We start from the raw sequence: 24,390 nt of genomic DNA, 5'->3' as shown, positions 1-24,390 counted from the left end.
CGAGGCTGGGCGATCAGTAGCGCTGAGCCTTGGCGATCTCGGCCGTCAGCTTCGGCTCGGCCGGCTTGCGGCTGATGGCCAGCGGCTGCGCCCGATCGCCGGGCTCGAGGTCCTGCGCACCGACGAAGCGCGTCTCGACGACCTTGCCGTCCGGGTCCCGGAAGTCGACCTGGACGGCGTAGGACGCGGTCTCGTCCGTCCGGTTGGTGATGTTCACGACGAGGGCGAGCAGACCGCCCGTCTCCGCGCGCGGCAGGCCGGTCATCGAGACGTCGGCCGTCGCGTTGCCCCGGCCCTCGACGTCCGCGAGCTCCTTCTGCGCCGCCTCGTTGGCGCGTGCGGCCTCGGCGGACACCGAGGCCTCGAACGCGGAGGCCCGTGCGGAGGCGGAGGAGGCCGCAGCCGAGGCCGCCTCCTTGGCGGACGCCTTCACGGACTCCCCGATCGAGGCGAGGGCTGACGGCGATGTGCCGGAGAACGACGCCGTGTCGGCCGCCGTAGGAGTCGGGCTGAACGAGGAGGCGTCGTCACCGTCGCTGTCGGTACTGCACGAGACGAGCGCCGCCGCACTCACGGCTGCCAGCACGAGCCCGACGACCGAGGTCGCGGTTCGGCGCCGCTGTGAGGGGTCCTTTGCCTGTGACACGTCGGCACTCATGCGGTCAAGCCCCTTCCAGCGGCATATATGACATTCCACGGCTTTTGCCGGTTCCCATCCTGGGCCCGAGGAGACCACCGGGCCACTTCACGGGGCCCAACGGGACGTTCCTCGTGCCCGCACGGCGGCCACCGGCGAGCGGGACACCGTGGCGCTGCTCGCTCCGAGCGCCGCCCGGCGCACAGGCCGGCGGTGGGGGAGTGGTGGTCATGTCGAAGGCTGGGCGAGCAGCCGTACGGTTCTGTGGGCTCTGCCGTGCTGCGCGCCGTTTACCTGGCATGCTGCCCTCCATGGAAACCGGGTTCCCGTGGGGGTCCACGCCGACCGTCGATCTCCGTCTGTGGCGCTCCGACGCCATCGTCCTCTTCGACTGGCTGATGAGCACCGACCTCAACACCGTGCCGATCACACACCCGGCTCAGAAACAGGCTCTCGCGGACCTGCTGACGCGTTTGGAAGAAGTGGACGTCATCGGGTCCACCGAGGAAGAGATCGCCCAGGCGCAGGAAGAGGTGGCCAAGGACATGGGCTGGTAGGGCCCCGGAGTCACTCGCCATCCCCAAGCTTCGGCCTCGGGGCGAGACGCAAGGCCACTCGGTGCAAAGGGCGTTGGACCGGAGGACCCCTGCTCCCTTACCCGCACGACGTGCGGAACCGCTGTTCGAGGCGCACCATTTGAAGTAGGGGGACGACGAGCTGTGCGGGTGGTCCTGACGAGCCGTACGGGAGGGGCTTCGGCGACGGCGATCTGCGTCCATTCGCCGGCGAACCCGCGGAGGAGTCGTCATGCCGATGCTGCTCATCAAGGGCTTCTACGACGTCAAGGGCTCGCAGCCGGACGGGGACACGGTTGCTTTCACGGCCGACGACCCCTCGCAGTGGAGCCTGGTCGGCGGCGGGCTGGGCCGCGCCGTCGAGCACAGCGCAACGGGCCGCGCGAAGCTGCGGCTGGACGCGATCGACGCGCTCGAGACGCACTACGGCGCCAACCGTGTCCACCAACCGTTGCAGTTCGCGCACGCCGCACGCGACGAGCTCCTCAACTGGCTTGGCTTCACCGACGTTCAGCGCCGGCCGGACGAGAGCGTCACCGCCGCCACGCCGGAGACGGTTCCCGGGTTCGTGCTCACCCGCGGTTCCGATGTCCACGGTCGTTGTATCGCCCTGGCAGGGCGCGGAACCGCGCCAGGCACGAGCGGTCTGGAGATCGACGTCGACGTCACTGTGCTGAGGACGACGGTCAATCACCATCTGCTCACGAGCGGGTTGGTGTACCCGACGTTCTACCGCAGTCTGTTCACCAGTCTGCGGGTGGAGATGGCCACAGCGGCGAAGCAGGCCCGAGAGGCGGAGCGGGGTCTGTGGCCGAGCGATGTCACCACGAGCGGGGCGAAGATCACCGGCCTGGCCTCCCTGACGGACGATGTCGTGCTCTTGCCCAAGCTGTTCCGCCGCATGGTCGACTACCTCCAGCTCTCCATGCCCCTGACGTGCGTCCCGGCCTATCTCGCCGGTGCCAGGGACCGCTACTCCGTCCTCTCCACCGGCGAGCGCTGCGTGGGCCTGCACCGGGTCGTGGAGGTCACCAACGGCCAGACCCTGCGGATGACGCATCCGTCCGAGGACCTGCTGTTCGAGGATGCCTGACGCCACGCCCCGGGGACCGCGCGAGCCGGTCTGGCTGACGAACGAGGGGACCCAGCGCCCAACCAGGTGTCCGATTCAGGGCCGTGGTCACCAACTGGGCCTGGCGACATTGCCGTAGGACCAGGTGCGGCCCTTTGACATCTCGAAGTGCAGGTGCGGGCCGGTGGAGTTGCCCGTGCTGCCGACCTTGCCCAGCTGTTGGCCAGCCTTGACGTGCTGGTTCGTGCGTACCTGGCGTTGGGAGAGGTGGCAGTACGTGTAGATGTGGCCGTTGTCCGCCGCCAGGCCGATCCAGTCGCCGTACGCTCCGCCGTTCTTGTTCGACCAGGCGATGGTGCCGCTGCGTACGGCGACCACGGGGTCGCCGGAGGCGGCGGCGAAGTCCTGTCCGGTGTGCCGGCCGACGCCGTCGGGCTTCCAGGCGTAGTTGCCGCGCTCGAAGAACTGGAAGCTGACCTTGTGGCCGGGCACGGGGGAGGGGACTCGTCCAGTCGCGGGGCGCGGTGTCGCGGGGCGTGCCGCTTTTGCTTTCACGGAGAATCCGGTGAGGCGGCCGAGGGTGGTCAGGGAGGTGGGGCCCGGTATGCCGTCGGCGTCGGTTCCTTTGAAGCCCTGTTTGCGTTGTTCGGCGCGGTAGGCGGCCTTGGTCTGTTCGCCGAAGAAGCCGGTGGCGCCGTCGGGGAGTTTGTGGCCGCGCTTGATCAGGGCTTTCTGCACGGTGCGTACGTCCTCGTTCCGCTTCCCGAACTGGACGTTCGACAGAGCGACCATGAGTGAGTCCTTCGGGTTTCGCGAGGGGCCGCGTTTGTCCGAAGGTACGGAAACGGGTGTCACCTGGGCGTCATCATGGCGTCACCGGTGCTGAATTGCACGGTGTGACAGCGGGGCCGAAAATGGAAACGACACGCCCGTCCGAGAAGGCGATGAACGTGGCTTCTGCTCCTGCCCGGCTGAGACTGCTCGGCCAGTTCCGGCTGGAACTGGACACCGGGACCGTCGAGCTGGGCCGCAACGGCCAGCGCCTTCTCGCATACCTGGGACTGCGCGGGCGCGTGTCCCGCACGGTCCTGGCCGGCACCCTGTGGCCCGAGGTCACCGAGGGGCACGCCCGGGGCAGCCTGCGCACCACCCTGTGGAAGCTGCCGCCGGGCGAGCCGCCCCTGATCGGCTGCAGGGGGGACGCCCTGCAGGTCACTCCCGCTCTCCGGGTCGATGTCCACGCCTTCACACGGACGGCCCTGTGCGTCGTACAGGGCGATGGCCCCCGGGTCGGGCCCGCGCTGGGTCTCCTGACAGGCGAGGACCTGCTGCCGGGCTGGGACGAGGACTGGGTGCTGCTGGAGCGGGAGCGGCTGCGGCAACTGCGGCTGCACGCCCTCGACGCGCTGGCCGAGGCCCTCATACGGCAGGGCAGACCGGCGCTGGCGATGGAGGCGGCCTGGGCGAGCGTGCGCGCGGAGCCGCTGCGGGAGAGCGCGCACCGGGCTGTGGTGTCGGCGCATCTCGCGGAGGGGAACGTCGTCGAGGCGGTGCGTCACTACGACGCGTTCTGCCGGTTGCTGGACGAGGAGCTCGGCGTGGAGCCCTCGCCTCGGTTCGCCAGGATGCTTCCCGAGCGTCCACGAGACAGAGCCAGGAAGGCGGCATCATGCACCAGAGCGTCCGCGACTACTGGATCACCTTCAACGACCCCCTCGAAGGGCGAGTCCACTTCATGTACCTGGACGTCAAGGGGTACGTGAGCACCGGCATAGGCAACAAGATCGACGAAACGGCCCGGGACAACTCCGCACCGACCGCGGCGGAACGGGCCGCCTCCCTGGCCGCGGCCACCAGACTGCGCTGGCTCGTCAACGACGTGGACACGGAGGCCTCGCCCGACGAGGTCGCGCTGGACTGGGACGCGGTGAAATCACATCTGGAGCTGGCGCCGCAGGGGCTGCACGGGAAATTCCGGCAGTTCACCCGCCTGCACGTCGACGACGCCGAAATCGACCGCCATGTCTTCGAGAAACTCGACGAGATGGAGTCGGTACTCGTTTCTCGCGACGGCTTCCATGACTTCGCCTCCTGGCCGGCCAACGCCCAACTCGGCGCGTTGAGCATGAGCTGGGCGATGGGCCCGAAGTTCCGATTCCCCAAGTTCCAGGGGCACGTGGGAGCCCGGAACTGGGTGGGCGCGGCCGACGAATCCCACTTCACCCCGGACGTGGGCACGATCAGGATCCGCAACAAGCTCGACCGGGCGCACTTTCTGCTGGCCCGCGCCGTGGAGGACCAGACTCTGCCCCTCGAACAGGTCGCACTGGATGTGTCGGACGTGTTCGGCGTACAAGGAGCGCTGCTCGCCCTGGGCTTCAAGCCGCTGTCCCAGGACGGTGTGGACGGCCCCCTCACCCAGGGCAAGGTCAAGGAGTTCCAGTCGGCCAACGGCCTGGCCGGGAACGGGGCGTTCAACGACCCGGACACAGTGTCCGCGCTCGCCGCACAGCTCACCGGCCTCGGATTCACCGTGCTCGGCGCCTGAGCGTCTCAGCAGACGGTGTGCGGGTTGAGCAGGTTGCGCAGGAAGGACTCGGGGTCGGGGATCAGGTCCGCGAGGGCGCCGAGGTCCATGCCCGGCACCAGCGCGAGGGGCAGGGACAGCGGGCCGAGCACGATGGGCGCCAGGAGCTGCCAGTTCTCCATCTCCTGGAGGGAGCGCAGCAGTTCGCGTACCGTCTCACGCCAGTCCACGGCGGGGACCTGCGGGGGAACGGGGAAGTTGACCAGATGGCCGATCTTGCCTCCGGCCGTCGGCATGCGCCCCAGACCCGCCAGCGGATCCTCGTGCAGGGACGGGTCCTCGTTGAGGTGCTCCCCCCAGATCTGCGTGCGCAGTTCACGGACGGACTTGCCGGCCTGGTGCGGTGCGCCCCCCATCGCGCTGTCGATCAGCTCCGTGTCGAAGATGCCGAGCTGGAGCTCCGAATCCGTGGTGTGGGAGCGGAAGTTCAGGTTGGCGCTGCCCGCGGCGACGTACTGGTCGTCGGCGATCAACAGCTTGGCGTGGACGTAGACCTGGAGGCTGGTCGCCGCCTGTTCCAGATGGAAGCAGTGGACGTTCGTGGGAGCGGCGGAGGAGATGCGCTGCAGGGCCTCGGCCCGCAGCGCCTTGTGGACGTCCTTGAGGCCCGGCGCGTCGAAGTCGCGTGCGGTGACCAGGATGACCTGGACGCCCCGGGCGGCGGCGTCGCGCAGGTCGTCGACGACGAGCGAGGGCCACAGATACTGGTCCTCGATGTAGATGAAGTGCCGTGCCCGGCGAATGGCCTTGCGGTAGCCGGCCACGACGGTGAACTCGCCGCCCGGCAGGAAGGAGTAGACACCCTTGCAGGTGAGGGTGCGCAGCACCTGCACGGCCTGGGTGCCCGAGGTGGCCGGCGGTCCGGGGGCCTCCGACGCCGGGATGGGCGCGGGCGTCGCGTCGATACGGCTGGGGCGTGTGGGGTCGTTCCAGCGCTGGACCAGGCTCTGCCAGATCTGGCCGACGGCGGGCCCGAACACCGCGCACTGCACGTCGTGCCAGCCGGGCAGGGAGATCTTCTGTCCGAGGAAGTCCGGCTCCCGCTGCCGGGCGGGCGGATCGACGTGGGCGGCGTTGTCCCAACGGTCGAGGCAGACGTCGATGCCGCCGACGAACGCGCAGGGCCCCTCGGCGGCACCCTGTACCACGGCGCACTTCTGGTGGTGGGAGCCGAAGTCGCCCACCCGGGCGTCGAGGACGGCCTGCGCCCCGGCATCGACCAGACCGGTGCGGAAGTCGAAGTTGTCCTTGGACGGCAAGGTCGGAATCCTCGGTCTGCGCACCGGCAGCGTGGAGAACTGCGAGCCGTACAGCAGCGCACGGACCACGACGCCGTCGGCGCGGAGCTTGAGGAGCCGGTCGAGGATCCCCGGTGCGCCCGCGACCGCGGGAAGCAGCTTCTGCTCGGGCGAGAACCGCCAGCCCGCGAACAGCACCCGGTCTCCGGCGGTCAGCCCGTCGAGGCGGGCGGCCAGGGTGTTGTAGTAGGCCTCGCCGTCGACGAAGAACAGGATCAGGTTGTCCAGGGTGAAGGCGGGGGAGCGGAAGCCGCCCATCTCGGCGTCGGTCAGCAGCCACTCATCGGGAGCGAGGCTCGGGGCGGGCGGACGTTCGACGGCCGCGCGGATCTCGTCCAGCTTCAGGACCGTCAAAGGCCCTACGTCGTCGATGATCTCGGCCGGGGGAACCCCGAGCACCTCCGCCTTGAACCGGGCCACCGCACCGGCCGTCTCGTTGCCGTAGTCACCGTCGGCCCCGAACTGGGGCAGACAGTCGGGATCCCAGTCCAGCAGGGCGATCTGCACCTTTCGCACAGCCGGATCGGTGCGGTGCTGGGACCGGGAGATACGGTCCTGGTCCTGTGCGACGGCTTCCAGCAGCGGATCGCCGGCGAAGAGTGCGGAGGTGAGCATCGCGGGGCTCCTTCGTGCTCGGACGGCCCAGATCGTGATGTCACGGGGCCCGGTGGAATCCCTTGGACGTATCGGCCGGCGCCCCCGGCGGGATCGGCGGCAGGCCCGCGGCGAGGCCCGGCAGCAGCACCGGCTCGAGCCGCACCCGCTCCTGAGCGGCAAGGTAGCGCTCCAGTTCCTGCGGCCGATAACCCGTGTCCCGGTCGTAGCGCTCCTTGGCGGGGACCGCGAGGAACTCGTTCCCGTCGGGCTCGCCCTTGTCGTCCACCGCCGAACCCAGGGGGCGATGCAGCGGCTTGGACAGTCGGTACATGCCCGTACGGGAGGTATGCAGCATGCTCGAACCGTCGGGCCGTACCCGGAAGTCGATGCTCTCCTGCGGCTTCATCACCTTCGGCCCGGCCTCGCCCAGCACGTCGGTGTCGAAGTCGAGACCGTATCTGCGGGCCTGATCGACCATCCACAACAGGGCGACGTCGGAAAGCCCCGCCTCTTTGTAGCCGCCGCCGACATCGGCGTGCACCCCGGCGAACCAGACCTGCTTGAGCTCCTGGCCCTCCCGGTCCGCTCCAGGCTGCTGATGCCACAGGGTCGGCCGGAACGCCGAGCGCTGCTCGTCGACGGACAGAGCGTGGAAGGCGGACCTGACCCAGCTGCTCAACTCGGTGTTGTGGAACGCCCAACGGCGGTTGAACCGGTCCGCCGCCGGACGCAGCCAGGCCATGTCCGGGACCGGGATACCGAGGGCGCCGACCGTGTCCCACACCCCGATGAAGCGGATCTCCGTCTCGCGTGCGTACGAGCGGCGGAACAACGTGGCCGCCGCGCCGTTCGGTTGCTCGATCCGGTCCCGGTACAGCGCCCAGGCCTCCGGGATCCGGTCGGCGTGGTCCCGCCGCAGCACACCGCAGTTGCGGAGCAGTCCGACCAGGCTGCGAGCGGTGAACGCGCCCCGGCTGAAGCCGAAGAGGAACAGTTCGTCGTCGGGTTCGTACGTCTCGACGAGGAACTGGTAGGCGGCGGCGACGTTCCGGGACAGCCCCACGCCGAGCGCGCCGCCACGCAGCCGCTCCCGCCGCTGGGTGCCAACGCCGCTGTGGTAGTAGACGCGTTGTTCCTTCCCGTCGGCGGATCCCGGGCGCAGGGCCAGGGCGACCTTGGCGACGTTCGTCTTGCTCGGCTGGTCGGCGAAGTTCCACGTGCCGTCGCAGCACACGACCAGACGCTTGGCCATGATCATCCCTCCTCGCGGGAGCGCGGAGCGGTACAGAGCACCACCACCAATGCTGGCACCGCACAGGGGACGGCGCCACGCGAGGTGCTCCCCGCCGCGCCGCTCTGGCTCTGCACCGATGACCACGTGGCCGCAGGTCGATGTGGCGAGTGTCGATATTCCGGCTAGGCTGGTGAGTTATAGCAAACGCACGCAGCCTGATGTGTGCTGTGACAGCGAATTCGACATTCACACCGTGTTCGCCAACGCGAACCCCTCCATTCCGGCATGCGGTGAATACCGGCAGCGCATCAGGCCGGGCCACGCCGACTTGGACTGCGGCCATCGCCACGCCTCCATCGCCGGTGACTCCTGGGTGTGCCCATCCGTCGGCGAGGTGTCCGACGGGTCGGTGCGACGTCTCCACTCCGATCGGTCGGCCAGCACGCCGGATCGGCCAAGCACAGGGAGGTGCCGCAATGAGTGAGCCAGGTACCGTGGCGCTTCGGGTCAAGCACGAGGGGTCGGTCCAGGCGCTCGCTTTCAGCCCGGACAGCACCCGCTTCGCCGGCGGCGGCAGCGATGCGTTGCTGCGGGTGCGCGCGGTCGGTATCGGCGCCGCGTTGGACGTGGCCGTCGACGGATCCGTGACCGGCATCGCCTTCAGTCCCGACGGCAGCAAGTTCGCCGTCGCCGACTTCGAGAAGATCTCCCTGCGGGACAGCTCGACCGGCTCGGCCGTCTGGGAAGGGCCGCTCGACCCGGGCAACTCGGTGAACACCGTGCGGTTCGGTCCCGACGGGCAGCTGATCGCGGCCACCGACACCCTGGTCGCCGTACTCGATCAGGCCACCGGGACGATCACTCGGCGGATCACTGTCGAACGGCCCCTGATCGCCGGTGTCGACCTGAGCCGGGACGGCACCCGGGTCGCGCTGGCCGTGGACGAACGGCACGGCGGCGACCACCATCTCGCCGGGTCCGCGCGGGTGATGGACCTGGCCACCGGCACTCAGATCAGCCGACTGACCCCCGGCAACGCCGTGTTCGCGGTCGCGTTCAGCCCGGACGGCAGGCTGGTGCTGTGCTGCGCCGCCGACGACACCACCCGGATGTTCCAGGCGCAGGACGGAACACAGGTGTGGCCGACCGCGGAGGACATCGACGAACAGGTCACGGCCCCCAGTTGTCTGGCGTACGACCCGAAGGGCAAGTGGACCGTGGTCGGCGGTGCCGACGGATTCGCCCGGGTCCTGGACGCGGAGACCGGCGTCGAGAGGGGCCGGGCGCCGAAGCTGACTCCCGGTGCCCCGGACCCCGGGTTCGGAGCCGTCACTCATGTGGCGTTCAGTCCCAACGGCAAGCTGGCGGCCAGCGCCTCGATCGACAACGTCGTACGGCTGTTCAACATCGACGGCAAGGAGCTGTACGCCGTCACCACCGACGAGGTGCTGACCATGCGGTTCAGCCCGAACGGCCGCTGGCTGGGCCTGGGCACCATGAACGACGCGCTGGTCATCGACAACGGCGAAGCGAGCCAGACGAGTCAGAGGTGAGCCGCCATGGACCCCCGCGAACTCCTTGACCAGGTAGCAGGCCAACTGCGCGCGCTCACCCGGGACGCCGTGGACGGGCTGGTCCGCTCGCTGCCCGAACTCGGTGAGGATCCGTCCGCCGCCGGCACTGAGCTCGCGGGCCGGCTGCTCGCCGTGCACGACCGGCTGCCCGCGGGGAACTCGCTGGTGGATCTCGTACGCGAGATGCTCGGTGATCTGGACTCCGCATCCCCTGTACGCCTGCACGGCTGGCGACGGGTACCGGGCGGCCAGCTCGGCGTGGCGCTGGTGCTGACCGACGCGGCGGGGCCGGCCGCCGGGCGTGCGGTGCTCGGAGTGACCGCGGACGGGCCCGTGTTCGAAGTGGTGGTCACCCGGGGAACGACCCTGAACCCGACCGCGGCCGGCCTGGCGCCCTGGAGTGCGGAGGCGACCATCGCCGCCCCGCAGGGCTGGGACGCCGCCTTCGGCCCCGGCGTGCCCTCCCAGCCGTCCACGCCTCCGGCGCCGCCTGGCGGCACCGCGACGATCCGGCTGCGGCGCACCGGCCGGCTCGCCGCCGGTATGACGGACGGGCCGGGGGTCAGCGTGGATGGCATCGCCCTGACCGTGACCGCCGGCCCGCCCGCGGCCGCGGAGCTGGAGTTGCAGGGCTTCAACGCCGCCGTCCTGCCGGCCGCCCTCGCCAGGCTGCTCGGCATCGGCGGGGCCAGCCCCATGTCCGGCCCGCCCCCGCCCGTCATCCTGCGGGCCGACCGGGTCGAGGGTCTGCGTTTTGCCGGCACCGGCGCCCTGCGTGTCCCCCTCCCCATGCGGCTGAACGCCCCGCTCGTGTCCACTCGGGGTGCCGCCCTGGAACTGACCTCCGAGGGCGGCGAGCCGCACCTGGCGCTGTCCCTGTCGGCCAGCGCCGGGCTGCCGGGTCTGCCGCTCCGCGTCCATCTGGAGGGGGCCGGGATCGATCTGCCGATCGCGCTGTCCCCCGGCACCCGGCCGGGCCTGGACCCGAGCCGGTTGCGCGAGTTGTTCCCGGATGGCATCGGAGCCGAGCTCAAGGTGCCGCCGATCTCCGGCGGCGGTCTGGTGCGGCGCACTCCCGACCAGGGCTACGGGGGTCTGATCTCGATCGACCTGGGCGTGCTGCGGCTCCAGGCCGTCGCCCTGTTCCGGCCGCCGGACGGAAACGGCGCCCCGACCAGCTTCATGGTGCTGCTCGCCGCGCAGTTCCCGCCCCCCGGCATCCAACTGGGCCTGGGCTTCGCGCTGGACGCGGTCGGCGGGCTGGTCGGCGTCAACCGGCGCGTCGACATCACCGCACTTCAGCAGTTGGTCGGCGACGGCAACGCCGACCATGTGCTGTTCCCGGACCGCGCGGTCGAGCGCGCCGCGGAGATCATCGGATCCCTGGGCTCGGCGTTCCCGGTGGCCGCCGGACGTGTTCTGGTCGGGCCGATGGTCCGCATCACGTGGGGCGGCCGGATGGTGTCCCTGTCCGGCGCGCTGATCCTGGAGCTGCCCGCCCCGGCCCGAGCGGTGCTGGTGGGCCGGCTGCTGGTCGGGCTGCCCGACCCGGTGGTGCCGCTCATCCGCCTCCAGGCGAGTGTGCTCGGCCGGATCGAACCGGCCGTCCCCCTCGTCGAACTCCTGGTGTCGCTGTCCGGCTCGTGGATCGTCGGGCTCGCGGTGCGCGGAGAGATGTATCTCCTCGTACGCGGCGGCCGGGAGCCGCAGTTCGTCCTGTCCGCCGGCGGCTTCCACCCCCGCTATGCCCGCCCCGCCGGGGTGCCGGCGCTGAACCGGCTCCAGGTCGACCTGGCCCCGGGCAACGGCTTCGGACTGCGGATGGAGGCCTACTTCGCCATCACCTCCAACGCGGTGATGTTCGGCGGTCAGGTCCAGCTGGACGCGTCGATCGCCGGCTGCGGTGTGCAGGGCTGGCTCGGCCTGGACGCCCTGTTCGTCTTCGACCCGGTGTTCGCGTTCTCGGTGCATGTACGGGCCGGGGTGGCGGTGCGCGCGTTCGGGCGCCGACTGGCGGGCATCGGGCTGGACTTCACCCTGGAGGGCCCGGCCCCCTGGCACGCCTTCGGCACCGGCAGCATCTCGGTGCTGTTCTGGGACGTCGAGCTGGACTTCGACGTCCGCTGGGGATCGGCGCAGGCGATCCGGCAGGAACCCGGACGCAGTCCGCTCGACGCGCTCACCCCCGAACTGGCGAAGACGACGGCCTGGGCGGCGGAGCGGCCGGCCGCCGAACGTACCGCGCTGCTGTTCACCCCCGAGGCCAACGAGAAGCTGAACCAGGGGAGTCTGGTGCACCCCGACGCCACCCTGCGCCTGACCCAGCGTGTGGTACCGCTGGGCGTGCGGATCTCCCGGTTCGAGCGGCGGCCGGTACCCGCACAGACCTGGACGGTCAAAGAGGTCACCCTCGGCACTCCCCAGGCGGCCGGCCAACTCGCCTCGCTGCCCGAGCGATTCGTCCCCGGCGAGTTCTTCGACCTCACCGAGGACCAACAGCTCACCGGGCCCGCGTTCGTCAGCCACGCGGGCGGGCTGCGGGCGCGTACCGACGGCGTCCGGGTCGGTGAGGGCCACCGGGTCGACGACACCTACGAGACGAAGTACGAACCGCCGCTGCCCGAGCGGCAGTTCACGATGTGGTCGGGGTTCTTCCGCCGCGAGGCCGTCTTCGCGGTCAGTGCCGCCGAGCGGCTGGAGAGGTGGCGCACCCCCGAGGCGGCCGTCAAGGTACGCCCGGCCACGCTGAGCGTGGCCGCCGCCGAGACCCTCAGCCCGCTGCTCGACGACGTCACCCTGGTCAACGCCACCACAGACGCCTGGGACGCCGTACGCGGACAACTCGCCGAACCGCAGGACGCGTTGCGGCTCGTCGAGACCTGGGAGCTACGGTCGTGAGCACGCGCTGGTTCTTCTCCTCGGCACAGGTCGGCGCCGGCGCCTCGGCCACGGGCCAGGCGTTGCCCACGTCGGTGCGGTTCAACCGTGACATCGAGGGCCGCCGCGAGGAGCCGCCACCGGTGACGGGGCCGACGCTGTCGCTGGTCGGCCCTGGAGATGTGTTCGGCTTCGACCGCAGCATGGTCCTGCGGGAGGAACCGCCGCCCGGCACGCCCGACGCCGCGGAGAACGTGCTGGCCACCGTCGAACTGGCCCACGCCGACCTGCCCTGGCTGCTGTCCCCGGGACCGGCACCCACCGGGAGCGGGCCCACCCCGCAGCCCTGGGTCGTGCTGATAGTGCTGGCCGAGGACGAGGCGGCCCCACCGCGCGAGTCCCACCCGCTGCCGGTGCTCACCGCCCCGGTCGCCGCGCTGCCCCCACTGGCCGAGCGGTGGGCGTGGGCGCATGTGGAGGCACGCCTCCCGGACACCGTCACGGACGTCCCCGGCGCGAAGCGCCTTGTCGAGCAGGGGGCGCGCAACCACTCGGCCGATGTCGTCGCCCGGCTGATGTGCCCGCGTCGGCTGCTCCCGAATCGCGGCTGGATCGCCGCCGTGGTCCCCGCCACCGCCGCGGGACGGGACGCGGGCCTGAGGGTGACACCGGCGGGCGCGGCCACGGCGGACGCCTGGCCGATTCCCGGCCGGGACACCGTCGACCTGCCCGTCTACCACTGGTGGACCTTCCGCACCGGGCAGGCGGGCACCTTCGAGGAGCTGGCCCGCCGACTGCGCTTTCGGTCCGCCGCGGAGGCCGGACTCGGCAGCCGGATCATTGATGTCGGCAAGCCTTGGCCCGCCGAGGATTCTCCCGGTCCTGCCACCGTGCCCATGGACGGTGCGCTGCGTGCGCCCGGTACCGCGGCACCCGAGACCTGGAGCGACCCGGCCGCTCAGGAGCGCTTCCGGGGCCTGGTGCGCGAACGCGTGGACGCACCCGCCCGTCAGCGCGAGGAAGCCGTCGACGACCAGGACATCGTCGCCGTGGGCCCGCCCCTCTACGGCAGCCACCACACCGGGGAACAGACCGTGCCCGCCGAGCCGGAGAGCTGGCTGAGCACACTCAACCTGGAGGTCCGCCGGCGGGTGGCCGCCGCGCTCGGCACCCGGTACGTGCAACTGGAGCAGGAATTCCTGATGGCCCGCGCCTGGGAACAGGTCGGCGAGATCCGGCAGGCCAACCGCCTGCTGGCCGCCGGTGAGCTGGCCGCCGCCGCGGCCGAGCGGGCCCAGCACAAGCACCTCGACGCGCTGGGGGTGGCCGATCTGGTCACCGTCATGGCGCCGGTGAGCGGACGCGTGCCCCTGGCCGCCGCCGGACCGGAGGCGAAGACGCTGTCCGCCATGCTGGTCGCGAGCGACAAGGTGCCCACAGGAGCGGCCAGCACCTCCTTCGCACGGCTGATCCGCGCGGGCGGGGCGCTGGCCCGGCGTGCCCAGCGCGGATTGGACGGCGAGGTACCCGAGGAGCAGCCCGATCCGGTCCTGCTGCGGGGCCTGCAGGACATGGGCATGGACGTCCAGGGCCTGTCCGGCGAACTGCGCGACCGGATCAGCCCCACGCGGCTGCAGATACTGCGGATGACCGACCGCGTCCCCGGCGACTTCTGGGCGCAACGCACACAGGACGACGCCCGCCCGCTGCGGCCGATCATGGCCCATCCGAAGTTCACCGTGCCGATCGCCGAGGAGCTCCTGGCCCGCTGGCCGGAGTGGGCGCTGCCCGGCATCAGCGCGCTCCCCCCGGACTCGGTGACCCTGCTGGAGACCAACCCCGAGTTCATCGCCGCGCTGCTGGTCGGGCTGAACCACGAGTTCAACCGGGAACTGCTGTGGCGGGAGTTCCCCACCGACCAGCGCGGCACCCCCTTCGCCCGGTTCTGGCCGAGCGACGACGCGGATGTCGAGGAGATCGCCCTGTGGCCGCGCGAGGCCCCGCTGGGCAGTCAGTTGCGCACGGGCGGCGCGGGCAACCTGGTGCTGCTCGTGCGCGGGGAGCTGCTGCACCGCTTCCCCGGCACCGCCCTGCTCGCCGTACGCGGCGTGGCGGGCAAACTGCCCGACGCGTTCGACGGAGTGCCGGCCACCCCGCTCGCACTGGACGAGTCCACCGTGCTCTACCTGTTCTCCGGTCTCGACGCGGAACGCGCCCGCGCCGAGGACTTCTTCTTCGTGTTCCGCGAACCGATGCGCGGCACCCAGTTCGGCTTCGACACCGGCGCCCAGCCCGCCCAGATGGAGTCGTGGGCGGATCTCACCTGGGACGGCGTCCAGGTGGCGGGCGGTGCGTTCGTCCTTCTGGGCCGGGCCCCCGCCACCCCTGCCCCACCGCCACCCGATCTCGCGGTGTGGGGCCGGGACGCGGCCGACATGGCCCGCATCGCCTTCCAACGGCCCTTCCAACTCGCCTTCAGGGCCACCACGTTGCTGGGCGGCTGAGCGCCGCACCGAGGACAGGAGCACCCCCGCCATGAACGACGCGTTCGCCGCTCGCGCACAGGTGGACCGGGCCCGCACCGAGGTGGACGCCGCGCAGGCCCTCGCGGACGAGCAGCATGCCGTGGTGCAGCGCCTCCAGGACCACATCCGGGCCGGCCTGCCGGACCCCCTTCACATCCAAGGCCAGCGCCCCAGCCCCGAACTGCTCGTCGAGGCAGAGGCGGCCCTGCTGGAGCTCCAGCGCAGAGCCGAGGAGCTGAACGCCTCGGCGGCCGGGGCCGAGGACGAACTCACCCGCGCCCTGGGCGAGGGCACGGCCCTGTTCCCCGACGACAACACCGCCCCGATCGCCTTGCTGCCGGTGCGGGTGGAGACCATCTGGTGGGAGCCGCGCACCCTGCGGGTACGGATCTACCCGGACGACATCCTGCTCACGGCCTTCGACCCCCGGTTGACCCCCGCCGAAGCGGCGGCCGCCGCCGGATACTGGCAGAACCCCGGCCCGGAGGCCTGGCAGCAGGTGCTCACCCAGCTGCGTCCGGCCCGCGCGTCCTGGGCGGTCCGCGCCGCCCGCCCCGGCGCACCGCCACCGACGATCCGCACCGACGACCCCGGGCAGCACCGGCCGCAGACGGTCGCGATGCCGAAACGCTGGCGCTTCCTGGGCCTGCTCGACGGCCAGGTGGTGGTGGACACGCTCGGCCGCCCGGTGCCCGACCCGCTGCCCATCGGCCTGCTGCGCGCCGAGGAGGAGGGCTGGGAGACCGACTGGTTCGAGGCGGTCAAGGCCGGTATGGGCATCGAACTGGTCTTCCCGCCCGAGAGCACCGAGCAACTGGACGAGCTGCTCGTCGTCGGGGTGCGCGACGACTCGGCGGCGGACGGCGCGACGCGGCTGCGCGACCTCCTGCACGGCCACAGGTTCGGTGGCGGTCTTGGCCTGCTGCCGTCCGGCACCGCGACCAACAACACCCCGCGCAGCCGCTCCGGCTGGTCCTCGGCGCCCGCCTACCCGGGCCCCGATCCCGATCCGAAGGCGGGCGAGCGGCCGGTCGCCGACGCGCTGGCGACGGGGCTGGGTCTGTCCGACGCCGACTTCCTGCGCGGCTGTTCCGGCGCCGCGGACCCGGAACCCTCGGCCGTCGCCGCGCTGACCCTGCTCACATGGCCGACGCTCGGCAAGGGTTTCGCCGAGGCCGCCCTGAGCACCCTCGACCTGGGCACCCGGCAGGTCACCGGTGTGGCCCCCGGCGGGCCGTGGCGTGCGGTCAGGGAGCATCTCGCCGAGCATGTGCGCGGTCGCGGGCCGCTGCCGATGCTGCGGGTCGGGCGCCAGCCGTACGGGATCCTGCCCGCCACGGCGCTGGACGACTGGCGCGCCGAACGCGTCGGTGACGTGGACGCGTTGATCGCGCCTTGGCTGGAGCGTCTCAGGGAACGCTGGCGGGCGGCGGTGAAGGGGGAGAACGCCATCGACCCCATCCCCCGAGTCCAGCCGGGCATGCCGGTCGACGAGGTCGCGGTGAACGCGTTGCAGCGGCTGCCCGTGGCGACCGGCCTGTCCATGTGGCGCATGGACAGCCCGGCGGCGGCCGTGGGGAGGACCGACCGTACGGAGCCCCCCGCGCGGCTGGGCCTGCCCGGTCTGCCGCCCCATGCGATGCTGCGCTGGACCACACGGGGCGACGGCTTCACCTCCTTCGGCGGGAGCCTGGACGAGAAGACCGGCGTCCCCGAGTTCGTCGCCCGGCTCACCCCTGACCCGCAGGCCTTCCCGGCCCGGGCGGCGGCCACCGCGGACTACCTGGGCGCGGTGCGCGCCTTCCTGGCGGGCGAGCTGAACGCCGAGGGCTACGACGAGGCGTGGCCGGTGGAGTTGTCGACCGGCCGGGAGACTCCGCCTCGGCGCAGCACGTTCTTCGACCTTCCCGGAGGCCAGGAGGAGCCTGCGCCTGCCGACGGAGGCGAGGATCCCGGCGGCGAAGGTGAGGCGCCGCCCGTGGACGGCGAGGAGCAGCCACCGGACGACGGGGAGCCGGAACCCGAACCGGACGCCAGCGGGCTGCTCGACGCCCTGCTGTTCCTCCCCAACTGGGCCTTCTTCCAAGGCGACGACGAGGGCGCGGACGACACCCTGCGCCAGGCACTGGCCGTCACCGGCGATGTGGACCAACTGGTGGCCGACGTACTGGATGGGCTGAGCGAGCAGGAGCGCGCCGAACGGGTCGCCACAGCCACCCGGGCCGCCGCGGAGCTGCCCCGCCTGGAACAGGCCCTGCGGACCCTGGCCGGCGTCCCGGTGACCCGGCTGCCCGAACTCCTGCTGGAGGTCATCGACGTCCACTCGCACCGGCTGGACGCCTGGATCACCTCGCTCGCGTCGCGACGGCTGGCCGCGCTGCGCAAGTCCGGAGTGGAAGGCGTGCGGTTCGGCTGCTACGGCTGGGTGGAGGAGCTGCGTCCGCCGGTGCAGCGCGAACAGCTCGACATCGTGCTGGACGACATGGACACCACCGTCGAGATCTCCGACAAGGACGGCTACATCCACGCGCCCTCGCTCCAGCACGCGGCGACGGCGGCCGTGCTGCGCTCCGGCTTCCTCAGCGACCCCGACGAGCAGACCTACGCCGTCAACCTCACCTCCCGCCGTGCCCGTATCGCCCGCTGGCTGCTCGGCGGCGTACGCCAGGGCCAGAACCTGGGCTCCCTCCTGGGCTACCGGTTCGAACGGGCCCTGCACGACGCCGAACTGGACCACCTCGTAGAACGCTTCCGCCGCCGCTTCCCCCTGCCGGTCGTACCCGAACCGCAGGGGGAGCAGCCCGCGGCGGACCTGTGGGCGCGCAGCGCTGAGGCGATCTCGGCACGCAACGTCGTCGACGGCATGGCCCTCGTACGGGCCGGAGCCGGTGCTCCCGCTCTGGCCGGTGTCCCGGACGACAACCTCGCGGCGGTGACACCGCTGCTGGAGGACCTTGCCGATGCCCTGGACGCGGTGGGCGATCTGGTACTGGCCGAGAGCGTGCACCAGCTGGTGGGAGGCAACCCGATCCGTGCGGGCCTGACCGCCGACACCCTGGGCCGCGGCGAGGACGTACCGGACACCTTCCGCGTCCTGCGCACACCGCACCGGGCCCGCGCACTGACCCACCGGGTCGCCACGCTGCTGCCGGCCGCCCTCGCCCCGGCCGGCTGGCCCACCGATCCGCTCGCCACGCTGCAACCTGCGCTGGAGGCTTGGGTCGCGCATCTGCTGGGCCCTGCGACTGGCTGGACGCTGACCGGGACAGTGGGCCAGGAGGCGTTCGAACTCACCGTCGACAGCCTACGGTTGGGCGCGCTGCGCACCGTACTGGACACTGCCTCCGTCGAACCGGCCGGGCTGCGCCGTGCCGTACAGAACGCCAATGGCGTCACACCGGACACCCCGGTCACCTTCAGCGGGCCCGGCTGGAGCGGACTGCGGGGCCGCGCGGTCCGTATCCGTTCGCTGCTGTCCACCGCCCAGCCACTGCTGCCCGCCCACCTTCCCGAGGACCCGGCCGGCCGAACCGTCGACACGACCGGGCTGCAAACGCGCCTCGCCGCCTTCGCCGAGAGCGGCCCGGCCGGGGACCCGCTGCGTGCCCTGGCAGCGGAGCAGGTCACACCGGAAGCGGCCGACGCCTGGCTCTCCCGGGCCCGGACGACACTTGCCGACGTGCTCGGCGCGGACATCCCGCTCCTGCCCGACCTCACCGCACCGACCCCGCCCCCGGCCGGCCGCACCGACCTGCCCGGCGCCGACCTGGAGGACTGGCTACGGCGCAACGCGGCCGTACGACCGGTGGTGCGCACCCTGCACGAGACCCTGCTGCTGGCCGCAGTGGGCGCCGACCGGGTCGAGCGGCTGCGTGCGGCACAGCACCCGACGAGCGCGGCCGACGCCTGGATCGGCGGTGTCTTCCCCGCCGGGCAGCGCCCGACCGCCACCACCCACCTGGTCTGGCACGCACCGGCCGACACCGTGCCCGGCGCGGCCATCACCGGCCTCGTACTCGACGAATGGATCGAACTGCTCCCCGGCTCCGATCAGCTGCCCCCGTCGGACGCGGCCGCGCCGCAGACCGAACTGACCGGAGTCGCCTTCCACTACGACCGCCCGGACGCCAAGGCCCCGCACAGCGTGCTCATCGCGGTGCCCCCGAACCTGGAGCGCGGCTGGACCTCCGACGGCCTGGCGCAGGTGGTGCGCGAGACCCTCGAACTGGCCAAGCTGCGCGCCGTCGACCTCGACGACCTGCCGGAACTGGACGATCTGATCCCCGGCATCCGGATCTCCCCCCGCGGTGCGACCGGCCAGGCCCTGTCCAGGATCGAGAACCCCCGGCCCGGCACCGACCCGGAGGGCCCCTTCATGCTGGAGCCCCGCCACCGCACCTCCGACGTCGAAACCGGACTGGCCGCCCGCGTCCACGACCCGCTGTGGCTGCTCACCCGCCAGTGGCAGTTCGGGGAGTTCGCCGCCCAGGACGCCGGTTCGCCCGCGGTGGTCCGCATGGCCGGCGGCAGCTCGCCCATCGACGCCTGGCGGCCGGGCGGGAGCACGGACTGGGTGCCCTACGATCCGCGCCTCGGCCCCTTGGACAGCCAGGTCGAGGACGAGCCCGTACAGGCCGACGAACGGTTGCGCGCCGAAGGCGGTGCCGCCCTGCTGCGGATGACCGACGACGCCGGGCTGCCCACCGCCGCCCTCGCGGCACTGGCACCCCACCGGCTGCGGTCCGGCCAGACGGACACGAGCCTGATCGGCTTGCTCGACGGCCGACTGCCCGACGCCGAGTCGGTGGCGGCAGCACTGGACGCGGGCACCTTCGACAGCGGACCCGACGCGCGGCTCGGCGAGGTGGCCGCCCGATGGCGGACCTGGTGGGCGGGACAGCTCGCCGAGCGCGGCCCCGACTGCTTCGACCCGCACCGCTTCGAGTACGGCGCCGAACTGTCCACCGGTGGAACCGTGCTGCGCGCCGAGGAGTACCAGGGCGACGGCCTCGACTGGTACAGCCTGGATGTGCACCCCGACCCCGACGCCGAGGCGGCGCCGCAGGGCGAACGCAGCACGTTCACCGAGGAGGGACTGCCCTCGACGATCCGCTACGGCGGACTGCCGGCCGACCGGTTCTGGGAGATGGAGGACGCGCGCGTCGACCTCGGGGCGGCGGACGTGTCCACGCTGGACACGGGCCGCCTGCTGCTGATCTCCTTCGCCACGGTGTTCGGCAACGACTGGTTCCTGGTGCCGCTGGAGGTGCCGACGGCTTCCCTGACCGTCCTGGACCAACTCCTCGTGCGTGACGTCTTCGGCCGCCACCATCTGGTCCGGCGCGCAGGCCAGGATGATCCGGCCTGGTCGATGTTCACCCTGAGCAGCCCGGAGCCGGACCACCCGGCGGCCTCCGGGCTGCTGGTCCTGCCCACCGAACGCGGCCTGACGGGGCAGCCGCTGGAACGCGTGGTGCTGGCCCGTGACGAACTGGCGAACTTGGCCTGGGCCGTTCAGCACCACTACACCGACGGCCGGGGCGAACAGGTCGACCGCCGCGACCGCTGGGCCCGCACCACACCCCCGGAGCCCGCCACGGCCGGCGAACTGCCCACGTACGCCGTGCAGAGCATCGTGCCGGACTACTGGTTCCCCCTCGTCCCGGAAGCGGTCGGCACCGCCCAGATCCGTTTCCGGCTGGCCAGGCTCACCGGCCCCGGCCTCGACTCACGCCCGGAGGGCCGGCTCATCACCCCCGGACTGTGGATGCACGAGGAAGAAGTGCCGCGCGACGGCGTGTTCGTCACCCGACGCCCCGTGCTGGCCCGCTGGTTCGACGGCTCCTGGCACAGCTGGGTGCGCCGGGAGAAGGCCCCCGGTACCGGGGAGAGCTCCAGCGGGCTGGTCTTCGACACCGTGCGGCCCACGGAGCCGTGGCCGTGATGACAGTCCGTCAACCGAGACGGGAGGCACACCATGGGCCGGCTCCACGGCCGTGGTGCTGGATCAGCGCCGCCCGGCCGCCACCAGGGCGGTGAGGACGCGTCGGGTCTTGTTCTCCGGGTGATCGGAGAGCGCCACCCCGCGTTCCCGCACCGTCTCCTGTAGCTTTCGCTGCTTGCGCTCGGCCCGCGTGATGAACTCCTTGGCGTCGTCCTCGTCCTTGGGCTTCACCCGGATCGAGGCCTCCAGGAACTCCGTACCGGCGACCGACCACGCCTCCAGGTTCACCTTCAGGTCGCCCAGCGGAACGTCGTCGACCTTGGTCGAGAGGATCGGCCCCAGCGCGACCAGGCCATTGAGCTGGACGGCGGGAGCACAGGCGTGCAGGAACTGGTCCTGCACCGCATCGATCGGCGCGGCGGGATCGGCACCGGGAGCCACCGCGCCCAACAGCGCCCCCGGTGGGTGACTGTGCACCAGGGAGGCGGCGGGCACATGGCGGTCCACTGACCAGTCCTCCTCGATCCTGTAGGTGAACGGCTCCGCGTCGAACGGGGTGGAGAACCGGCCGACCAACTGCTTCCGGTCGCACGGGCGCAACTTGACGGTGAGATCGTCCGCACCGCCACCGATCCTGAACCGCACGATCACGCCGGCGTCCAGCAGTGGCACCCGGCCCTCGGCGGCGCCGTCCCGGCCCTCGGCGAACCAGATCCGGCGCGTGGTCATCTCGCCGTGCGCTGCGCCGAGGAGCGACAGAGCCGCCGCCACGTCGCTCTCGATGTTGACCTTGATCTCGACCGGCAACAGGTCCATCGTCCCGCTCCCTAACGTCTTCTGTGCGTGGGCCCGGACGCTTTGCCGCATTGCCGGACGAAGGCGTCGAAGGCTGTTTGCTCAGCGTGCTCCTCCTCCGGCTCGGAGTCGACCGGGAGGGGGAGGCTCAGGGTTGGGGCATGAGCTGTACCCGGATGTCATCTCCGTAGGGGAGAACGATCGTCCGGTCCCGGCCGAGCTCCCAGTCCGGGGTGACCAGGAACAGTCGTCCGCCGGACGACAGCAACAGGCGGAAGCCCGCGTAACGGTGGTGGTACGCCCTTCCCTCTTTCTCGGAATCGTCGAGCCGGGTTGTCGTGACCCCGGTGGGCAGACCATCGAGTGGTTCCTTGGTGTCGATGACGACTTCCGGTCGGAGGTCCAGTCTGGATGCGTCCTCCTCGCCTCGCCCTGTGCCGTACGCCCAGGCCAGCTGGGTCGAGGCCCAGAACAGCCCGGCGATGAACAGCCCCACGGCGCAGAGCGCGCCATTGCGTGCCAGGCGCCGCGACAGCAGGGTTCGCCCGCGCTGCTGCGTGTAGACCCAGGTGCCGTATGCCACCGCCGCCGGTCCGATCGCCAGCGACAGAGGTGTGGCACCGATGATGACGCTGGTGTCGGAGTCCTGGACGAACATGCCGATGACGGCTCTGGCAATGAGGAGGACCCCGACGAGCATGATGAGGTACGCCAGAAGGGCATGGGTGGTGGAGGTGTCGTCGCCCGTGTCGCGAGCGAGCAGCCACTTGACGAAGACATGGATCCCGACGCACGTCAGGACACCGAGGAACATCAAGGCCGCCGGGACGTAGACCACTTCGAGGCCCTGCAGCATCAAGTCCTGATTGGACAGGCCCGTCATGTCCAGGGGAACGCCGAAGTACTGGTAGCGGGCGCGGGTGGCGACGTAGCCGAAGTAGACAAGCAGCGCGGTGGCCAGTGTTGTCGGGCCGATGGCCTCGGCCAGTTGGCGGATGCGGGCCGAGACGGGCTGCTGGTCGGTGGAGGGCTCGGGTTCTTCGGCTGGTTCCGGGCCAGGTGGCGTGGGTGGCGGTTCGGGTGGGGGAACCGTGGCCATCAGCCTTGCTCCCCGGTCAGCGGCTCGTCGGGCGGGGGCTGGAACTCCTCGGGGGAGTCGGTGTCGGGTGACGGCGGGGAGTCCGGGACAGGCGTGTCGTCGGACGGCGGGGAGAACTCCTCCGGCGGACTGTCTGCCGCCGCCCCTCCGACAGACATCGTCAGTGTGGGAACGTTGTTGGAACTTGAGCCACTTATCTGCACCGGATTCTGCGACGTCGGTGGCGAACCGCCCCAGTCCGGCACCTCGTTGCACGGGGAGTTCTCGGCGTTGTCGCACAGGTACGTGAAGTGGACTACTGCGGTGACCGTGTACTCACCTGCCGGGGCGTCTGACGGGAGGACAGCCCCCGCCACGCACTGGTCGCCCTCAGTCAGATTGATTCCGCGACACGCAGGATTACCGTCGAGGGAACAATGCGCGGCGTCGTCGGAACGGACCGCCGGAGTGGCCGGGCCGGCGGTCACGGTGAAGGAGACACTGTTGACGGTGCCGGCAGTGGCCGTCTTGTTGATGATGGTCACACAACCGGGACCACTGCCGTTGCCGTCGAGGTGGACGCCGTTGACATGAATGGATCGTCGATCGCTCTTGCGCGTCTCGCCGCCTGGCGTGCTGTTACCGGCGGTCGATGTGCCCTGCGAGGTGGATGGGGAGCTGGAGGCTCCGTCATCCGAGCGATCGGTGCCGGTGCCGGTGCCGCTGCCAGGGTCGGCGTTGGGATCAGTGCCGTTTGAGCCGGTCACGGAGCTGATCGGGCGTTCGTCAGCGGCATTCTGCCCATCAATGGTGGCGGATCTGACCAGCCAGACGATCCCGAGCACTGCCACGAGACCGAGGATGACCGCCAAGGCGATGGGTCGCGCACGCGTAGGTGCCATACAAGGAGAATATTCTCATTTCCGGCACTCTTCCTCCTGGGGCGGCCGACCCGCGGCCGCCCTTCTCCGGCGATCGGGTCGGAGGGATCGCGGAGCCGGATCGGGACTCTCAGGTCAGGACCAGCCAGCGGCGGCCGTCGATCAGCTCGCGGGCCGCGTCGAGGTGGCCGGCGTGGCACGCGGTCTCGGTGATGACGTGCAGCAGCACGTCGCGCAGGGTGTGCAGGTGTGGTTCGCCGAACAGGTCGTGGGGCCACCAGGCCAACGCGGCGTCTGCAGAGGTGGCGGTGATGACGGCGTCGGCGCAGGCCGCCTCCTGCCGGTATCGGTCGAGCACGTCGACGGCCGGGACTTCCGGGGACACCTGCCAGGCTTCGTCGTCGCTCGTCAGGCCGCGGATGACCTGCTGGTCCCCGGCGACGACCGCGCGGAACCAGAACCGCTCGACGTCCAGCGTGAGGTGCTGGACCAGGCCGAGACAGTGCCATCCGGACGGCAGCACGGGCCGTCGTAGATCCTGCGCGTCGAGCCCGTCGAGGATGTCCACCACGTGGCGCCGCTGCCCGTGCAGGACTCGAAGAAGCGCCCTGACCTCGTGGTCCGGAGTGTTGTCGCTCAGATTCTCGGTCACGGCCACCCAGGATCCCTGAATCTCCGCGGTCGGGCAGGGAATTGCCCGACATCCGGAACGGGAC

16 protein-coding genes are annotated in these 24,390 nt (G+C 71.2%); 8 read left to right on the top strand and 8 right to left on the bottom strand.

Annotation, left to right across the window (positions count from 1 at the left end; translation table 11 throughout):
* Positions 1 to 13 precede the first annotated feature (13 nt).
* Positions 14 to 658 carry a hypothetical protein gene (locus ACWD3I_RS24765; RefSeq protein WP_365413036.1) on the bottom strand — a complete coding sequence of 215 codons (645 nt, stop codon included), beginning with the start codon at positions 656 to 658 and terminating at the stop codon, positions 14 to 16.
* Positions 659 to 948: 290 nt separating this feature from the next.
* On the opposite strand from ACWD3I_RS24765, the gene ACWD3I_RS24760 reads away from it, so the two are divergent.
* Entirely contained in the window at positions 949 to 1,194 is a 246-nt protein-coding gene (locus tag ACWD3I_RS24760; protein WP_365413038.1) for a hypothetical protein, read from the top strand.
* A gap of 250 nt (positions 1,195 to 1,444) precedes the next feature.
* Positions 1,445 to 2,305 carry a nuclease gene (locus tag ACWD3I_RS24755; RefSeq protein ID WP_451084180.1) on the top strand — a complete coding sequence of 287 codons (861 nt, stop codon included), beginning with the start codon at positions 1,445 to 1,447 and terminating at the stop codon, positions 2,303 to 2,305.
* An 87-nt stretch (positions 2,306 to 2,392) separates the two neighbouring features.
* On the opposite strand, the gene ACWD3I_RS24750 is transcribed toward ACWD3I_RS24755, so the two are convergent.
* Entirely contained in the window at positions 2,393 to 3,076 is a 684-nt protein-coding gene (locus ACWD3I_RS24750; protein ID WP_365398383.1) for a peptidoglycan DD-metalloendopeptidase family protein, read from the bottom strand.
* A gap of 152 nt (positions 3,077 to 3,228) precedes the next feature.
* Between ACWD3I_RS24750 and ACWD3I_RS24745 the strand changes: the two genes are divergently transcribed.
* The gene (locus tag ACWD3I_RS24745; RefSeq protein WP_365398543.1) at positions 3,229 to 4,047 is read left to right on the top strand and encodes an AfsR/SARP family transcriptional regulator; all 819 of its coding nucleotides are present in this window, start codon (positions 3,229 to 3,231) and stop codon (positions 4,045 to 4,047) included.
* The gene (locus ACWD3I_RS24740) at positions 3,954 to 4,832 is read left to right on the top strand and encodes a peptidoglycan-binding domain-containing protein (RefSeq protein ID WP_365398386.1); all 879 of its coding nucleotides are present in this window, start codon (positions 3,954 to 3,956) and stop codon (positions 4,830 to 4,832) included. Before ACWD3I_RS24745 ends, ACWD3I_RS24740 begins: the two co-directional genes overlap by 94 nt.
* Before the next feature lie 5 nt (positions 4,833 to 4,837).
* Here the strand turns inward: ACWD3I_RS24740 and ACWD3I_RS24735 are convergent, their stop codons facing one another.
* Both ACWD3I_RS24735 and ACWD3I_RS24730 read right to left on the bottom strand, forming a co-directional pair.
* Complete coding sequence (locus ACWD3I_RS24735; protein ID WP_365398389.1) at positions 4,838 to 6,784, bottom strand: phospholipase D family protein; 1,947 nt, start codon at positions 6,782 to 6,784, stop codon at positions 4,838 to 4,840.
* A 40-nt stretch (positions 6,785 to 6,824) separates the two neighbouring features.
* Positions 6,825 to 8,018 carry a DUF2235 domain-containing protein gene (locus ACWD3I_RS24730; protein ID WP_365398392.1) on the bottom strand — a complete coding sequence of 398 codons (1,194 nt, stop codon included), beginning with the start codon at positions 8,016 to 8,018 and terminating at the stop codon, positions 6,825 to 6,827.
* Positions 8,019 to 8,476: 458 nt separating this feature from the next.
* Between ACWD3I_RS24730 and ACWD3I_RS24725 the strand changes: the two genes are divergently transcribed.
* Genes ACWD3I_RS24725 through ACWD3I_RS24710 form a run of 4 tightly spaced genes read left to right on the top strand, consistent with a single transcriptional unit; the run spans position 8,477 to position 20,920 of the window.
* Positions 8,477 to 9,553 (top strand): WD40 repeat domain-containing protein, encoded by a 1,077-nt coding sequence (locus ACWD3I_RS24725; protein ID WP_365398395.1) that lies wholly within the window; start codon positions 8,477 to 8,479, stop codon positions 9,551 to 9,553.
* A gap of 6 nt (positions 9,554 to 9,559) precedes the next feature.
* Positions 9,560 to 12,472, top strand: a complete 2,913-nt coding sequence (locus ACWD3I_RS24720) for a DUF6603 domain-containing protein (protein ID WP_365398398.1) — start codon at positions 9,560 to 9,562, stop codon at positions 12,470 to 12,472.
* Positions 12,469 to 14,955, top strand: coding sequence for a hypothetical protein (locus tag ACWD3I_RS24715; RefSeq protein WP_365398401.1), 2,487 nt, complete (start codon positions 12,469 to 12,471; stop codon positions 14,953 to 14,955). The genes ACWD3I_RS24720 and ACWD3I_RS24715 overlap by 4 nt, the downstream gene beginning before the upstream one ends.
* A gap of 31 nt (positions 14,956 to 14,986) precedes the next feature.
* A complete protein-coding gene (locus ACWD3I_RS24710) occupies positions 14,987 to 20,920 on the top strand; it encodes a hypothetical protein (protein WP_365398405.1) in 5,934 nt (1,977 codons plus the stop codon).
* A 63-nt stretch (positions 20,921 to 20,983) separates the two neighbouring features.
* Here ACWD3I_RS24710 and ACWD3I_RS24705 read toward each other — a convergent pair whose 3' ends face one another.
* From ACWD3I_RS24705 to ACWD3I_RS24690, 4 genes are all read right to left on the bottom strand, one after another.
* Entirely contained in the window at positions 20,984 to 21,736 is a 753-nt protein-coding gene (locus ACWD3I_RS24705) for a hypothetical protein (RefSeq protein ID WP_365398408.1), read from the bottom strand.
* A 127-nt stretch (positions 21,737 to 21,863) separates the two neighbouring features.
* Complete coding sequence (locus ACWD3I_RS24700; RefSeq protein ID WP_365398411.1) at positions 21,864 to 22,814, bottom strand: hypothetical protein; 951 nt, start codon at positions 22,812 to 22,814, stop codon at positions 21,864 to 21,866.
* Positions 22,814 to 23,644, bottom strand: coding sequence for a hypothetical protein (locus ACWD3I_RS24695; RefSeq protein WP_365398414.1), 831 nt, complete (start codon positions 23,642 to 23,644; stop codon positions 22,814 to 22,816). Before ACWD3I_RS24695 ends, ACWD3I_RS24700 begins: the two co-directional genes overlap by 1 nt.
* Positions 23,645 to 23,804: 160 nt before the next feature.
* The gene (locus ACWD3I_RS24690; RefSeq protein WP_365398417.1) at positions 23,805 to 24,332 is read right to left on the bottom strand and encodes a DinB family protein; all 528 of its coding nucleotides are present in this window, start codon (positions 24,330 to 24,332) and stop codon (positions 23,805 to 23,807) included.
* Positions 24,333 to 24,390 lie beyond the last annotated feature (58 nt).

The sequence above is a fragment of the Streptomyces sp. NPDC002817 genome (genome assembly GCF_053592055.1).
The sequence above is the reverse complement of the archived record's forward strand: the minus strand, read 5'-3'. Positions and strand labels throughout refer to the sequence as shown.